At 58.0% G+C, this 14,592-nt stretch carries 18 protein-coding genes; 8 read left to right on the forward strand and 10 right to left on the reverse strand.

The window, feature by feature from the left end; translation table 11 throughout:
- Nucleotides 1-6 precede the first annotated feature (6 nt).
- Nucleotides 7-588 (reverse strand): TetR/AcrR family transcriptional regulator, encoded by a 582-nt coding sequence (locus ACXAET_RS10990; protein ID WP_475184645.1) that lies wholly within the window; start codon nt 586-588, stop codon nt 7-9.
- A gap of 101 nt (nt 589-689) precedes the next feature.
- On the opposite strand from ACXAET_RS10990, the gene ACXAET_RS10995 reads away from it, so the two are divergent.
- Nucleotides 690-1,283 carry an NAD(P)H-dependent oxidoreductase gene (locus tag ACXAET_RS10995; protein WP_224891507.1) on the forward strand — a complete coding sequence of 198 codons (594 nt, stop codon included), beginning with the start codon at nt 690-692 and terminating at the stop codon, nt 1,281-1,283.
- Between the two features lie 9 nt (nt 1,284-1,292).
- Here ACXAET_RS10995 and ACXAET_RS11000 read toward each other — a convergent pair whose 3' ends face one another.
- The 4 genes from ACXAET_RS11000 to ACXAET_RS11015 are packed head-to-tail and all read right to left on the reverse strand — an operon-like array spanning nt 1,293 to nt 4,198.
- Nucleotides 1,293-1,898, reverse strand: a complete 606-nt coding sequence (locus ACXAET_RS11000) for a pyridoxamine 5'-phosphate oxidase family protein (RefSeq protein ID WP_475184650.1) — start codon at nt 1,896-1,898, stop codon at nt 1,293-1,295.
- The gene (locus ACXAET_RS11005; RefSeq protein WP_475184652.1) at nt 1,885-2,625 is read right to left on the reverse strand and encodes a lysophospholipid acyltransferase family protein; all 741 of its coding nucleotides are present in this window, start codon (nt 2,623-2,625) and stop codon (nt 1,885-1,887) included. Before ACXAET_RS11005 ends, ACXAET_RS11000 begins: the two co-directional genes overlap by 14 nt.
- On the reverse strand, nt 2,625-3,524 hold the full coding sequence (locus tag ACXAET_RS11010; protein ID WP_475184656.1) for a cell division protein FtsX: 900 nt from the start codon (nt 3,522-3,524) through the stop codon (nt 2,625-2,627). Before ACXAET_RS11010 ends, ACXAET_RS11005 begins: the two co-directional genes overlap by 1 nt.
- Nucleotides 3,521-4,198 carry a cell division ATP-binding protein FtsE gene (locus ACXAET_RS11015; RefSeq protein ID WP_475184662.1) on the reverse strand — a complete coding sequence of 226 codons (678 nt, stop codon included), beginning with the start codon at nt 4,196-4,198 and terminating at the stop codon, nt 3,521-3,523. The genes ACXAET_RS11010 and ACXAET_RS11015 overlap by 4 nt, the downstream gene beginning before the upstream one ends.
- 183 nt (nt 4,199-4,381) lie before the next feature.
- Between ACXAET_RS11015 and ACXAET_RS11020 the strand changes: the two genes are divergently transcribed.
- Nucleotides 4,382-5,185 (forward strand): zinc-ribbon domain-containing protein, encoded by an 804-nt coding sequence (locus ACXAET_RS11020; protein ID WP_475184667.1) that lies wholly within the window; start codon nt 4,382-4,384, stop codon nt 5,183-5,185.
- Nucleotides 5,186-5,199: 14 nt separating this feature from the next.
- On the opposite strand, the gene ACXAET_RS11025 is transcribed toward ACXAET_RS11020, so the two are convergent.
- From ACXAET_RS11025 to argH, 5 genes are all read right to left on the reverse strand, one after another.
- Complete coding sequence (locus tag ACXAET_RS11025) at nt 5,200-7,749, reverse strand: TIGR02302 family protein (protein ID WP_475184669.1); 2,550 nt, start codon at nt 7,747-7,749, stop codon at nt 5,200-5,202.
- Between the two features lie 36 nt (nt 7,750-7,785).
- Nucleotides 7,786-9,051, reverse strand: coding sequence for a diaminopimelate decarboxylase (lysA, locus tag ACXAET_RS11030; RefSeq protein ID WP_475184671.1), 1,266 nt, complete (start codon nt 9,049-9,051; stop codon nt 7,786-7,788).
- A gap of 65 nt (nt 9,052-9,116) precedes the next feature.
- Nucleotides 9,117-9,266, reverse strand: coding sequence for a hypothetical protein (locus ACXAET_RS11035; RefSeq protein ID WP_475184674.1), 150 nt, complete (start codon nt 9,264-9,266; stop codon nt 9,117-9,119).
- Between the two features lie 84 nt (nt 9,267-9,350).
- Nucleotides 9,351-9,533, reverse strand: coding sequence for an argininosuccinate lyase (locus tag ACXAET_RS11040; RefSeq protein WP_475184677.1), 183 nt, complete (start codon nt 9,531-9,533; stop codon nt 9,351-9,353).
- Complete coding sequence (gene argH, locus ACXAET_RS11045) at nt 9,533-10,921, reverse strand: argininosuccinate lyase (protein ID WP_475184682.1); 1,389 nt, start codon at nt 10,919-10,921, stop codon at nt 9,533-9,535. Before argH ends, ACXAET_RS11040 begins: the two co-directional genes overlap by 1 nt.
- A 21-nt stretch (nt 10,922-10,942) precedes the next feature.
- Between argH and ACXAET_RS11050 the strand changes: the two genes are divergently transcribed.
- The 6 genes from ACXAET_RS11050 (at nt 10,943) to ACXAET_RS11075 (ending at nt 14,573) form a co-directional block, all read left to right on the forward strand.
- Complete coding sequence (locus ACXAET_RS11050; RefSeq protein WP_475184685.1) at nt 10,943-11,509, forward strand: TlpA disulfide reductase family protein; 567 nt, start codon at nt 10,943-10,945, stop codon at nt 11,507-11,509.
- 115 nt (nt 11,510-11,624) lie between these two features.
- On the forward strand, nt 11,625-11,954 hold the full coding sequence (locus ACXAET_RS11055; RefSeq protein ID WP_475184688.1) for a hypothetical protein: 330 nt from the start codon (nt 11,625-11,627) through the stop codon (nt 11,952-11,954).
- A 60-nt stretch (nt 11,955-12,014) separates the two neighbouring features.
- On the forward strand, nt 12,015-12,401 hold the full coding sequence (locus tag ACXAET_RS11060) for a hypothetical protein (protein WP_475184690.1): 387 nt from the start codon (nt 12,015-12,017) through the stop codon (nt 12,399-12,401).
- Complete coding sequence (locus ACXAET_RS11065; protein ID WP_475184692.1) at nt 12,398-13,369, forward strand: sterol desaturase family protein; 972 nt, start codon at nt 12,398-12,400, stop codon at nt 13,367-13,369. Before ACXAET_RS11060 ends, ACXAET_RS11065 begins: the two co-directional genes overlap by 4 nt.
- Before the next feature lie 103 nt (nt 13,370-13,472).
- On the forward strand, nt 13,473-13,649 hold the full coding sequence (locus ACXAET_RS11070) for a hypothetical protein (RefSeq protein ID WP_475184694.1): 177 nt from the start codon (nt 13,473-13,475) through the stop codon (nt 13,647-13,649).
- Between the two features lie 90 nt (nt 13,650-13,739).
- Nucleotides 13,740-14,573, forward strand: a complete 834-nt coding sequence (locus tag ACXAET_RS11075; RefSeq protein WP_475184695.1) for an EAL domain-containing protein — start codon at nt 13,740-13,742, stop codon at nt 14,571-14,573.
- Nucleotides 14,574-14,592 lie beyond the last annotated feature (19 nt).

The following is a 14,592-nucleotide window of genomic DNA, read 5'->3' on the forward strand; positions in this document are numbered from 1 at the left end:
CGCCGGCTAACCGGTCGGCGGGGTCAACCACGCGTCCAGATAGGTCTCTAACCTGTCACTGAATGTGTTGGCCGCATGCAGGGCGCAGAACCTTAGCGACATGGCCTGAATGGCAAAGGCCTGCACCCCTTCTGCAAGAAGTTCAGGCGTTACGTCCTTGCGCACATCTGCTGTTTTAAGCCACATCGCTACAAGGCGAAAGTATCGGTCAAAAAAATGGGCAATCGGTCCTATTTCAGCAACAGCCGTCGCGCCTGAATATTTGATCAACACATCAAATACGTATCGCTCGGATGTCATGAATCTGTGGACTGGCTCCAGCGCGGCTATGATCTCTGATACGGTCTTGGGTGGCGTCCGGGCTTCGGCACTGTCAAGAAACCTATCCAACTTTGCGCCAATCAGAATCTCCATCAGCGCGTCCTTGTCGCGGAAATGCGCGAAGAACGTACCTTTGGCCACACCCGCCGCCTGCACAACGTCTTCGACCCTAAGGGCCTCGTATCCGCCTGTGGTGATCAGGTTTTCCGAGGCTTCGATAAGGCGCGCCCGAGTTTTCAGAGTGCGTTTTTGAATTGTCTTTTGCATAGGTCCAATTTGCATAGTTTTTGACCGTGGTCAAATTTTTTATTGACCGTGGTCATTTTTCTGGTTTACAAAGTGACCACGGTCAATTTTGGAGAATCCTGATGCAACGTAAAAAAATCCTCATCCTTGATGGGCACCCCGCTGAAAGCAGCCTGTCTCGCACTTTCGCTGAAACCTACAAAGACGCCGCCGAAAAGAATGGCCACGATGTCCGAATGGTTCACCTCAGCGAAATGCAGTTCGATCACGACTTTGGTCAGGGCAACTATCAAGACTTCAAACCGCTTGAGCCCGTTTTGGAACAGGTTCTTCAGGACATCGAATGGAGCGACCATCTGGTCCTCACAACGCCGATGTGGTGGGGCGGGTTGCCGGCCAAGCTGAAAGGCTTGATCGACCGGATGTTCATCCCGGGGCGCACCTTCGACACGAGAAACATCAGCAAGCTGGGACTTCCAGCCCCGATGCTGGCAGGTCGTACGGCTCGTGTCATCCTGACGTCTGATACGCCGGGCTGGTTCATGCGGCTGATTTACCGGCAAGCCCTTATTCGGCAGGTCCGCGATCAAATTCTTGGATTTGTCGGCTTCAAACCAACACGTTTCACCTATTTTGCGGGTGCCAGCTATCCAAAGCCCGGCAGTGTCGAGCGCTGGGTTTCACAAGTCGCCAAAATCGGTGCGGCTGCGGTGTAGTTGCACGTGCTACCACATCGTTTTTTCGGCTCTTGCACCCCATTCCGCGTCGTATTGTGCACCGCCTTCCTCACCCCGGCTTACTTCGGCCAGAATTTCGCCAACTGTGGGTAAGGTGGCGCTTTCATCACCTGCGTTCCAGGTCCGCGCGCGCATCAGTGCGCGGGCGCATTGCGTATAGATTTCGGCAATTTCGATGACGACGACCGTGGCGGGTTGTTTGCCGTTTTTTTCAAACCGGGCGCGCAATTCACTGTCCGCAGTCAGGCGCGCTGTACCATTCACCCGGACAACAGTGTTGGAGCCCGGTACCAAAAACATCAGGGCCACGCGCGGGTCACGTACGATATTGCGCAGTGAATCCAACCGGTTGTTGCCGCGCCAATCTGGAAGCGCCAAAGTTTTTGCATCAAGCTCCAGCACGACGGGACCATCATCGCCGCGTGGACTTCCATCCACGCCCTCGGGACCAACGGTGCTGAGAATGCACAACCGCGCGGTCATGATCCACTTGCGATACAGCGGTGTCAGGCTGTGCGCCACCTTCCGTAATGAGGGTGCACCGGGTGTACCGTAAAGACTTTCGAGCGTTTCGATGTCGTCAATGAACTGCATCAGGATCAAACCCCACTTCTCGCATCAGCGCATTGGACCGTGTTTCAATGACGTCCTCCAGCCTCCCGAGGAAATCGTCCCGTGCAACACCGGGCTTGATGGGATCGAGGAAGTCAACAATGGCTAGGCCCGGCTTGCGCAGAACGCCGGTGCGGGGCCAGAACACTCCCGCATTTGTGGCCGTAGGGATACAGGGAAACCCCAGCCCCTCATACAAAATGGCCGTGCCGACCTTATATGGTTTGTGTACGCCGGGCGCGACGCGCGTGCCTTGGGGATAGATTACCAACTGCCCGGGTTCCGTGAATTCCTTAGCGACGTCCTTGACCATCTTGGCCACGGCTACGCCCTTTTTACCCCGATCAACCGGGATACAGCCCAGACGCCGCGCATACATGCCGATGACCGGGGTCCACAGCAATTCTTTCTTCATGATGAATTTGCCGTGGGGTATGGCGTTGAAAATGATGATTATATCCAGAAAGGACTGATGTTTGGCACCGATGACAACTTCGCCTGACGGCACCGCGCCACGCACTTCGGTCCGGATGCCAACCATCCAGCGGGCCAACCACAAGGTCGTACGCGCGTAGGTCTTGCAAGCTTTCAATGCGCCACGCTTGGTGAGCATGGCGTAAGGGGCGAACAGGATGCCCAGAACCAGCATCCAGACGTAGATCACGATCATGAAGATCAATGAGCGTACCCACTGAAACGCGGCGGCCATTACGAAAGCTCCTTCAATTTACGGCTGGCGGCACTCCAGGTTGCCAGAAAGGCAACCGCCGCACCCAATACGGGGATCAGGGCCGGCAACAGCCAGCCATACCCCTGAAATCCCAAACCCGTCAGAAACCCGCCCGCATCCGAGGCTTCGGGCAGCAGCAGCACTCCGGTCATGCCCAGCAGAACGCCGACAACTGCACCAAAGAAAGCCCGGTAGGTAAAGCGCCGGACAAAGGCACGGGCAATAAAGCTGTCACGGGCACCAACCAGACGCAGCACCTCGATAATCTGGGCATTGGCGGCCAGTGAGGCATTTGCTGCCAGCGTGATCATGGCTGCCGTGGCCCCGCCAATCAGCAGGATTGAAACCCAGCCCAGCCGCCGCAGCGACCTTGCGGCCTCTACCAAGGGTTCACGCCAGCGGGTATGATCGTCCAGAACCGCACCGGGAACTTCCGCGCCAAGCCGCAGGCGCAGACCAGCCGCATCCAGTCCCGGCTCACCTTCGATGATCTCAATCAGTTGAGGGATAGGCAGCGTATCCAGCGGTAGATCCGGGCCAAACCAAGGGGAGAGCAGCGCGGCCTGCTCTTCGGTGGTCAACGCGCGCGCAGAAGCTATGCCCGGCGTTTGGCTCAGCACTGTCAGGGCCGCCTCGGTCTGCGCGTCCATCTGATCGGCAGGTGCGCTGATGCGCAGGGTGACGGCCCCGGCCAATTCCGTCCCCCAGCGGTCGGCCAACCGCCCCGATGCCAGAGAAAGGGCCAATGCAAACACCGCCAGAAACGCCATAGCGCCTGATACAAACAGGGTCAGATGCGCCGTATACCCAGTTGGCGGAACGACCCGGTCCGCGCGCGTATCCCGTTTCAGCAGGCTTCGGATCATTCCGCTGCTCATAGATCCGCCCCCGCAAGTTGAACCTGACGTTGCGAGATGCGAAGAACCCTTGCCTGCACCTGGCTTTTCGCCGCGCGGATCAGGCTCATGTCATGGGTCGCGATCAACACGGTCTTGCCCATCTTGTTCAATTCGACCAACAGGCGAAGCAGGCGTTGCGACATCTCCCAATCCACGTTTCCGGTTGGTTCATCCGCCAGAACCACGTCCGGCGACAGGATGACCGCGCGGGCCAGTGCAGCACGCTGGCGTTCTCCTCCTGACAATTCCGGCGGATGAGAATCCAATCGGGTGCCCAGCCCCACCCAGGATAGCAACTCGCTCAGGTCTTCGCGCTGGGCGGTGTCGATTTGCCCGGAGACCGTTAGCGGCAACGCCACATTCTCGGCCAGCGTCATGTGATCAAGGAACTGGCAATCCTGATGCACCACACCGATCCGACGGCGCATCAGGGCCATCTGATCCCGATCCAGCCGGGCGATATCCTGCTTGAACACGCTGAGCCGGCCCGTCGTGGGCAACAAAGCGCCGTAGCAGAGTTTAAGTATGGTGGTCTTGCCCGCACCCGACGGGCCGGTCAGAAAGTGAAACGACCCCGGTTGCAACCGTAAAGACACGTCGCTCAGCAGTTCGCCACCGCCATAGGTGTAGCTGAGATTCTCCAGCTCGATCAAAAGGCGCCCCCGTTTTTGTTGTCGCCCTTCTTGCCCGAGCGTGGTTGCGGTTTCAATGCCTGCACCGGGTCGAATCGGTGACACTTACACTGTGAAACCCAAAACACCCTTTGCGGTCAGGTCTTAACGGATTAACATCCCTGAAAAAACTACTATCGGTCGGGGTCCCGGCCAGGAGGCAGCATGCGTCTTACTTGTCCGAATTGCGGTGCCCAGTACGAGGTGCCAGACGAGGTCATCCCGGAAGAGGGCCGCGACGTTCAGTGTTCGAACTGTGAGACGACCTGGTTCCAGCCCAAACACCCAGACCAAACAGCCCCCGCCAAAGACGCACCCGGTGCCAAGGATACGCCGTCCCAGACTGCCGCAACCGAGCCTGATGTGGTGGAACAGGCCTTAGCAGACCAAGCGCAGCCGGACCCGACACCTGCACCCGAACCAGCGATCACAGAAGAACCAGAGGCTACCCCGAAACCAGCGGCTGCAAGCGAACCAGAAACACCACCGGCCACCGGAAAGATCGATCCTGCAGTTGCGAGTATCCTGAAAGAAGAAGCCGAACGCGAGGCGGACCTTCGTGCGCAAGAGGGTGGCGGCCTTGAAACGCAGCCCGATCTGGCCTTGGAGGCGCCCCCCAAGCCCGACCCGGAACGCGCCATAAAAGATCTGACCGCAACGGAGACGGCAAAGGATGCCGGGCAGAAAGATGCCCTGCCGGATGTCGAAGCGATCAACTCCAGCCTGCGTAGCGATGACAGCTTAGCCTCTGACGAAGAACCTGCGCCGCGCAAGTCTGGCGGCGGTTTCACGCGTGGTTTTGCGCTGATGCTGATTGTCGGCGTCATTCTGCTGCTGGTCTATGGCAACGCGCAGCAGATCAGTGAAGCGGTTCCGCAGGCCGAGCCGATCCTGGACCCATACGTATCGCTTGTGGATCAGGCGCGACTTTGGCTTGAGGCGCAGACATCGGGGGCATCGCAGAATTAAACGCCGGGCAGGGTTTAGAAGCGCTCCAACAACCGCTTGAGGTACTCCAGCTCGATCTGTGGGCGTTCCGTCTCACCGGTGCGACGCCGGATTTCATCCAGCAACTCACGCGCGCGACGATAAACGTCTTCACCCTGCAACAGGTTGTCGTCAGTTGCTATCGAGCCGTTTGCGCCGGGGCTGCGTCCCAGCGGATCGCGGCTGTTGGCCTGCATATCACCATCTTGGGTTCCCTGACCGGGCTGGTTCTGCTGGTTCTGCGCCAAAGCTTCACCCAGTGATCGCATGCTTTCACGGAGGGCTTCCATCGCTTCAGATTGGCGATCTATGGCCTCGGCCAGGTCGTCACTGCGCAGGGCTTCTTCAGCACCATCCATTGCCCGACCTGCGCGGCCCAGCGCATCGCGTGCCGCTTCGCCTTCAGGTGTTCCGGCACCGGGCAGATTCTGTTGTTGGCGACCCAGTTCGTCGCGCAGAGCCTGTTGGCGATCAGCCAGAGACTCCTGGCTTGGCTGGCCACCGCCGCCTTCGGCCTGATCAGACCCCTGACCCTGACCGCCTTGGCCTTCGTGGCTTTGGCCGCGGCCCTGACCACCATTGCGGCCTTCGTTGCCTTGGCTTTCACCGGCCTGCGCGCCGGGATTGAACTGTTCTTGCAGATCGCGGAAGGCCTGATCGCTCAGCCCCTGCTGTTCACGCAGGGTTTCGGCCAGTCCCTCCATTGCCTGTTGGCCTTCTGACTGTTGGCCCTGACCCTGGCCCTGGGTGACGCGCATGTTCTCCATCATTTGCTGGAACTCTTCCAGCGCTTGCTGTGCTTCGGCCATGCGGCCCTGTTCCATCAGTTCCTGAATGCGATCCATCATCCGTTGCAGATCATCCTGCGTCATCTGCATGGTTTCGCCATTCTGACCTTGCTGATTTTCGTCGAATTCACCGTTTTCCTGCGCCAGACGCTGCAACTGACGCATGTAATCCTGTGTCGCTTCGCGCAGCTCTTGCATCAACTCGGCGATTTCCTCATCGGTGGCGCCGTTTTTCATGGCTTCGGTCAGACGCTCCTGCGCGCGGCGCATACGCTCCAGCGCATCGGCCAAGGTGCCCTCTTCGATGATGATCGCCAGATCCCACAAAGCCTGTGCAATCTCTTCCTGTTGAGTCTGGGTCAATCCATAGTCATTGAACGTCTCTAACCGTCGAAGCGTGACACGCAGGCGCAGATAGGCCGTGTCCGAGCGAAACACCTCTTCAGGCAGATGCGACACCGCGCGAAGAATCTGCGACACCCGGGTCGCGTTGTCCCGCGTCCAGAGCAGATCGCGGCGTTGTTCGATCACCGCCGCAGCCAATGGATCAAAGAAGCGGCGCGCAGGCAGATCCGTCGTATAAGGCGCGGACTCTCCTTCCTGATCGGCTGCATCCTGTGCCATTAAAGTAATCTTGACCGGAAGATGTGCCCAAGGGTGTTCCGAGAAATCTTCGATCAGATCCTCGGTAAAATCGGAACGGTCGCCGGTTATCGGCATCGGTAGCTGCACCTCGATCCTCTCACGTGGCTCGGGGTCAGACGCCAGGCCATATTGACGGGCAACGGAAGGCAGGTCCAACTCGATCACCGCCGTACCGGACACCACGCCGTAATCGTCAGTGGCGGTAAAGGGCAGCTTCATCTGCCCGCCCGCTTCGGCCTCGGCCGGATCGGTAACAGCGATCTGCGGAGGCGCATCTTCTATGACGCTCAGCGCCCAGTCTCGTCCGGCAGGTCCTTCGATCACCATCTGGCCCGAACGCTCGACCACGAACTCCTGTTCCGGGTCCGCTGCACCTTGTGTGCCCGAAAGCGACGTGGTTTCCGACAAGCTATGCGCGCCCACCTCGCCGTAGAACCGCAATGTGATCCGGCTGCCCTGCGGTATTGAAAGAGTATCACCAGACTGATCCGCCAGATAAAGCGTCGGCAAGCCGGTATAGCGCGGAGGTTCAACCCAACCCTCCCAGCTGGGTCCCTGCCCTGCCACGGCTGCGCCCGGCGTCATCTCGGCCACGGACCCAATGCGCCAGAATGATCCGAAAAGACCTGCGATCACCAGCGCCAGCAACGCTGAGTACCGCAGCGCATAAGGGTCTCGGTCTGCAAGCCGCAGATCGGGTTTGACCGCTTCGGCTTGTGCCGCCCGCTGTGCCATCCGAGCCTGGTGCGCGTGCCACAAAGCAACTGAGTCCGCATCCATCGCACCTATGGCCTGATCATCCATCAATGCCTGAATCGGGCGTCCCGGCAGGGATTCGTCCAGTCGCATAAGCGCTTCGGCCCGGCGAGGCAGATGGAATCGCCGAATGCCCCAGATCAGCGAAATAACCTCTGCGATGATCGCTAAACCACCAAGGGTCCAAACCATCTCAACCCTGATGTGATCCTGAAGACCCAGCATCAAAGCGGCTAAAATCGCCATAAAAATCGAGAAAAAGGGCCAGAAGGCACGCAAAACCTGCTCGGCCAGCATACCTGCGTGCGTCAGCAACAGGGACAGTCTCGGAATCGGCAGGGTCGGTCTTGTGGTCAAGGCGGGCCTCCTGAACAGGCCCGCACGGTTATCGCGTCAGAGCCACTCTGGTATGGTATCGCGGTTTATGATTTCGTCAAAGCTTGGGCGTTCACGAATAACTGCAAATTGATCCCGGTGAACCAGAACCTCAGGGATCAGGGGGCGGGTATTGTATTCGCTGGCCATCACGGCACCATATGCGCCAGCGCTGCGGAAGGCGACCAGATCACCCGGTTCAAGCGGCGGCATGTCGCGTTGTTTGGCAAAGGTATCGCCCGTCTCGCACACGGGGCCGACAATGTCATAGGGCCGCTGTTCCACGCCCGGCGCGGGCTCTTGCACGGCAACGATATCATGATACGCCTCATACATCGCAGGGCGGATCAGGTCATTCATAGCCCCATCGAGGATCAGGAAGTCCCGGCCTTCACCCGATTTCACATATATCACCTTGCTGACCATCAGACCAGCGTTGCCAGCAATCAGGCGTCCCGGCTCAATCTCGATCTCACACCCCAGATGGCCCAGCGTTTTCCTGATCAGCGCGCCGTACTCTACCGGCAAAGGCGGTGCCTCGTTCGAGCGGGTGTAGGGGATACCCAGACCTCCGCCCAAGTCCAGGCGGCGAATGGTGTGGCCCTCGGCGCGCAGACGCCCTGTCAGTTCGGCGACCTTGGTGTAGGCCAGTTCGAACGGTTCCAACTCGGTCAGTTGCGAGCCGATATGAACATCGATACCAATGACCTCCAGACCCGGCAAGCTGGCCGCGTAGGCATAAACCTCGGATGCGCGCGAGATTGGAATGCCAAATTTATTTTCGGATTTGCCGGTGGCGATCTTGGCATGGGTTTTGGCATCTACGTCGGGGTTCACCCGCACGGTGATCGGCGCAACAACACCCAAGTCCAGCGCAACCGTGTTGATCACCTGCATCTCAGGCTCGGATTCGACGTTGAACTGGCGAATGCCACCGGTCAGTGCGGTGCGGATTTCCTCTGCCGTTTTGCCAACGCCCGAGAACACGATCTTGTCGCCCGGAACACCAGCAGCTTTGGCGCGCAGATATTCCCCGCCAGACACAACGTCCATTCCGGCACCGGCCTGCGCCAGCGTCTTCAAGATCGCCTGATTGCTGGCTGCCTTCATGGCGTAGCAAACAAGGTGGTCAGTGCCGTCCAGAGCATCGTCAAACAGCTTGAAATGCCGCAGCAGGGTTGCCGTCGAATAGACGTAGAACGGGGTTCCCACCGCAGCGGCGATTTCGGTGATCGGAACATCCTCGGCGTAGAGCGCGCCGTCGCGGTAAAGAAAGTGATCCATAACTGCGCGCTTAGACCAAAACCGCCGGGCTGATCAATAATTTCCGCGCTATTGGCGGCATTCCGTCACCGTGTCGTCGACACACCGACCCGGCCATAACCCGAGATTGAGATGCCGGAGCCCCCGGTACTGGCTTCCGGCTGTGGTCGCGTGTTGCCAGTTGGTTCGCAGGCGGCAAGCACGACAAGGGTCAGGATCAAGCCGGTAAATCTCATACTTGGCCTCTTTTTCTGTTATTTTAGAAAGATCGTAACTTGCCTGGACATAGCCGGGCGCGGTCGAGCTGCCTTCGCCCCGTGTCACCGTCCCACGTAGATCCCAAGGCCGCCACGCCGCAGCCCAATGCCGCCCCCGACATGGGTGCCACTGCTGCCAACGCCAATATTTGCGCTCATGGTCGGCTGAATAGGTTCTCCATCCGCGCCACAAGACGCAAGAACGAACCCGATCACGATCAATTGCATTACACGCAGTATCCGCATCACACCAGCGCCTTCCACCGCTTGATCTGGGCGCGCACCTGATCCGGTGCGGTTCCCCCATAAGACTGACGCGAGTTTACCGAGTTTTCGACGGTAAGGACAGAAAAGACATCTTCGGTAATCCCGGAATGCACCGATTGCATGTCAGTCAACGTAAGGTCGGGCAGATCACAGCCCTTATCCTCAGCCATCGCGACCAGTGATCCTGTCACATGATGTGCATCGCGGAACGGTAAGCCCAGCACCCGCACCAGCCAGTCGGCCAGATCAGTCGCGGTCGAAAAGCCCGAGCCCGCCGCAGCGGCGAGGCTGTCGCGATTTGCGGTCATGTCCTTGACCATGCCTTCCATCGCCGCCAGCGCCAGCATCCAGTTGTCGGCAGCGTCAAAGACCTGTTCCTTATCTTCCTGCATGTCCTTGGAATAAGCCAGCGGCAGACCTTTCATCACCATCATCAATGCAGTGTTTGCACCAAAGATCCGACCCACCTTGGCCCGGATCAGTTCGGCCGCATCGGGGTTCTTTTTCTGCGGCATGATCGATGAGCCGGTCGAGAACCGGTCGCTGAGCGTGACAAAGCGGAACTGAGCCGAGGACCAGATCACCAATTCTTCGGCAAAGCGCGACAGGTGGACGGCGCAGATTGAAGCTGTGGACAGGAACTCCAACGCGAAATCACGATCGCTGACGGCATCCAGTGAATTGGCGGCAGGCCGGTCAAAGCCCAGCGCCTGCGCCGTCATGTCCCGGTCGATCGGAAAAGACGTGCCAGCCAGCGCCGCCGCACCCAAGGGGGACTCGTTCATCCGGGCGCGGGCATCGCGGACACGGGACAAGTCGCGGCCAAACATTTCGACATAGGCCATCATGTGGTGGCCCCATGTCACCGGTTGGGCGGTTTGAAGATGGGTGAAACCGGGCATGACCCATCCTGCCCCTGCCTCAGCCTGCGCCAGCAACGCGCGGATCAGGGCCAGCAGGCCGGTTTCCGCTGCATCCAGCTGATCGCGCACCCAAAGTTTGAAATCGGTCGCCACCTGGTCGTTCCGCGACCGCCCTGTGTGCAAACGACCCGCAGGCTCGCCTATGACTTCTTTCAGGCGCGCCTCAACATTCATGTGAATGTCTTCAAGCGCGGTCGAGAACTTGAACTCTCCGCTCTGGATTTCTGACAAAACAGTGAGCAGCCCTTCCCGAATGGCCTGAGCGTCACTATCACTTATGACGCCTGTGGCAGCCAACATGGCGGCATGGGCGCGCGAGCCTGCGATGTCCTGGGCTGCCATCCGCTGATCGAACCCGATCGAGGCATTGATCGCCTCCATGATCGCGTCTGGACCGGCGGCAAAGCGGCCGCCCCACATCTGGTTCGAGGATTGATCGGTCATGAAAGAAAACCCGGAGTTGATATGCGCCTATTTCGTTTGATCCCCCTTTATATGGCCCTTGCGTTGGGTGCAAATACCGCTTTGGCCACAGATGCCGAGACCTTGGGTCCGCTGCGGGATGGCACCCTGAAGCGGTTGATCCTTCATAAGGAACCGAAACCCGTAGAACCGGTTGAGTTTCAGCTTGAGGATGATGGCGGCACTGCAACGATTGAAGACTACAAAGGCAAATACGTTCTGCTGAACTTCTGGGCGACATGGTGTGCGCCCTGCCGTAAAGAGATGCCGCAGATCGCCGAGCTGCAAGAAGAATTCGGCGGTGACAAGTTCGAGGTTCTTACGCTTGCAACCGGTCGCAACTCCCCTGCCGGGATCAAGAAATTCTTCGAGGAAAACGGGATCAACAACCTGCCCAGACATCAGGATACTGGTTCAGCCGTGGCACGAGAATTTGGCGTAATCGCATTGCCGATCACGGTAATTCTGGACCCCGAAGGCAATGAAATGGCCCGCCTGATCGGTGACGCGGAATGGAACTCCGACAGCGCCAAGGCCATCATATCGACGCTTGTGGGCGCAGAAAGCTGATCCGCTAAACCGCCAAAATACCCAATCCACCGATTTTTTCACTTTCGTGTTAAACTTAGAGTGTCACCGTCGTGAACAGTGACACTCCAAACGCAAAAACGAAACGGAAGCGACAATGAAACCGGTGGTTTTACTGATTGGCCGCTTGCCGAGCGTCATCGGCGACGTGGCACGGCAGTTGGATCACTTGCCGATCCAATGGCTGGGTGCGCATGATGCGGATGAAGTTCGGCGGCAACTGGACGCCGAACCGCGGATCGTCTGCGCGATCATGGGCGCAGGACTGAATGACAAGATACGCGGCGAGATGGTTGGCATCATCGCCACACGCAGGCCGGACATCTGCATGCACCTGAAAGACCGATCGTCAGGCCCGGATGGGCTTGTGCCATTCGTAGAACGGGTTGTGCAGCACGAAATCCTGAACAAGCTCGAAACAAGCTGACGCTACGCAACCTTTGACAAGCTCTCTACCGCTCTGCACCTTGCCGGGCGGGAGGACAATATGCCGCTTGAAATTCTTCTGGTTCTGGTGGTCGGAGGCATCCTTGCGATAACTGCTCTGCTGCACCTGTCGGGGCGGTCGCGTGTGCGTGAATTGACGCAGCAGAGCGCGCGATCTGAATGGATGCGCCATGCGCCAGACGATGTGATCGTGGACGTTACAATAGCGCATGACATGCGGTCGGCGCTGGTTCGGACCGAGGTAGGCATTGGTCTGCTGTGGTCTTTCGGGGCCGATACAGTGGCGCGCCATCTGCAGGACTTTGACCGGATCGTCCACCCTGAAGGCTTCAAGATTCGCTTCCACGATTTCGGCACCCCAAACGCCCTCGTCCGCCTGGATGAATTCGAACGCCCTCAGTGGCAAAGCCTGATGGACACTGCATGACCGATCAAATCAGCTTTCCAGACGCCGTACAATGGGCCGTACCGTTCTTTATCGCCGCTATTCTGGTCGAATTCCTGTGGATCGCAGTCAAAGGCAAAGGGGGACGGTACGAGACGCGGGATGCGGTAACCTCACTGGTGATGGGCGCGGGAAATATCGCCTCGGGCTTTCTGCTGGGGTTCATCGCGTATGGATTCTTCATGTGGCTGTGGCAGATTACGCCGCTGGACCTTGGCACCTCGGTCCCTGTGATTGTGCTGTGCTTTGTGCTGGATGATCTGCGCTATTACTGGGTTCACCGCTTTGGTCACCGTATCCGCTGGGTTTGGGCCAGCCACGTGAACCACCACAGTTCCCAACACTACAACCTGACCACCGCGTTGCGGCAGACCTGGACCTATACTTTTACCTTTATGATGGTGGTTCGGGCGCCGTTAATCCTTTTGGGTTTTCACCCCGCGATGGTGCTGTTTGTGGGCGGGTTGAACCTGATTTATCAATTCTGGATTCATACCGAAGCAATTGGCAAAATGCCCCGCTGGTTCGAAGCCGTCATGAACACGCCCAGCCACCACCGTGCGCATCACGGCCGCAATGCGCGCTATCTGGATTGCAACTATGCCGGAGTCTTTATCATTTGGGACAAAATCTTTGGCACCTTCGTCCCGGAACAAGAAAACGACCGGGTCGACTATGGCTTGGTTCACAATATCGGCACGTTCAACCCGCTGCGCGTCGCATTTCACGAATGGGTTGGTATCTGGCGCGATGCGACGCAACCGGGGTTGAGTCCACGGGAACGCCTCGCCTATTGCTTTGCACCGCCCGGGTACAGTCACGATGGCAGCCGTCAGAACTCGGAACAGATCAAAGCCCGACATCTGGCCCGCCACCCGGAGGATCGTGGAACGCCCGGATTCGAGCAATTCGAGGCAAAATCGCACAATACGGAGGCAAAACAGGCTTAAATCCGCCGATCCGAAGCCCATCGTCCTTGAAATTACGCCACCCGGTTCCAGTTTGTTAATGAGTTAAACACCAAAACGATTTGAGGAACCCATGAGCCGATTGATGATGATATCAACCACACTTGGTCTGATCGGTCTAATCATCGCAATGGTGTCAGCCTTAATCGGAACCGCGCAAACGATGGTCGCCCTTGGTTTCATCATGCTGGCGTTGGGTTTTTTTGGCGCGGTCATCAGTGCGGCGGCCGCATTGGGTCGCGTTTGGGACACGCCACGATAACGGCAATCAGTTCTTTTGATTTTAACCTCAAATTCATGACTTTGCAGTGAAATCCGACCCTGACCTGTGACGTAGGGGGATTTCACAAGCATGGGGGACAAACACCAAGCGGACATACCAGAAGGCGCCGAAAGCCCGCTGAATGCGGCCATTTCATCCCGTGACAAGTCTACTGTTCAAATGGCAACCGAGGCGGTCAAACACAAACAGTGTAAACTGGCCTATCAACCTGTTATGCAAGCGCATCCTCCCTTCGGTGTCGCTTTTTATGAGGGATTCATTCGGGTTCTGGATGAAACTGGTCGGGCCATCCCCGCGCGCGAATTTATGCCTCAGTTGGAAAACACACCCATCGGTCGTGACCTGGATTGCGTAGCGCTTGAGATGGGTCTGCGGACACTGACCAAAAATCCAGACATACGCTTGTCGATCAATATGTCCGCGCGCTCGATCGGATACGCGCGATACGCTCGGGTTCTGGACCGGTATCTGAAGAAAGATGAAACTCTGGGTGAGCGTCTGATCCTCGAAATCTCAGAAAAATCAGCCATGACGGTGCCCGAGCTTGTGATTGACTTCATGGACCGGCTGCAACCACGTGGCGTTGCTTTTGCCTTGGATGATTTCGGCGCCAGCAATTTCAGTTTCCGTCATTTTCGTGAGTTTCTGTTCGACGCGGCCAAAATCGATGGGCAGTTCGTCCGGGGTATCAGCGATAATCCCGACAATCAGGCGTTGGTCCGGGCATTGGTGGCCGTGGCGCGGGAATTCGAGATCCTGGTAACCGCCGAATCGGTTGAAACAAAGGAAGATGCCGAATTTCTCGTGGCCAGCGGTGTGGATTGTTTGCAGGGCTTTTTGTTCGGCGCGCCCACCGTCTCCGCGCCATGGGAGCGCGAAAAACTCAAACAAACAGGCACTTAAACCTAGTAAACACGCCGTC

This window comes from Ruegeria sp. AWH4_226 (assembly GCF_056159225.1).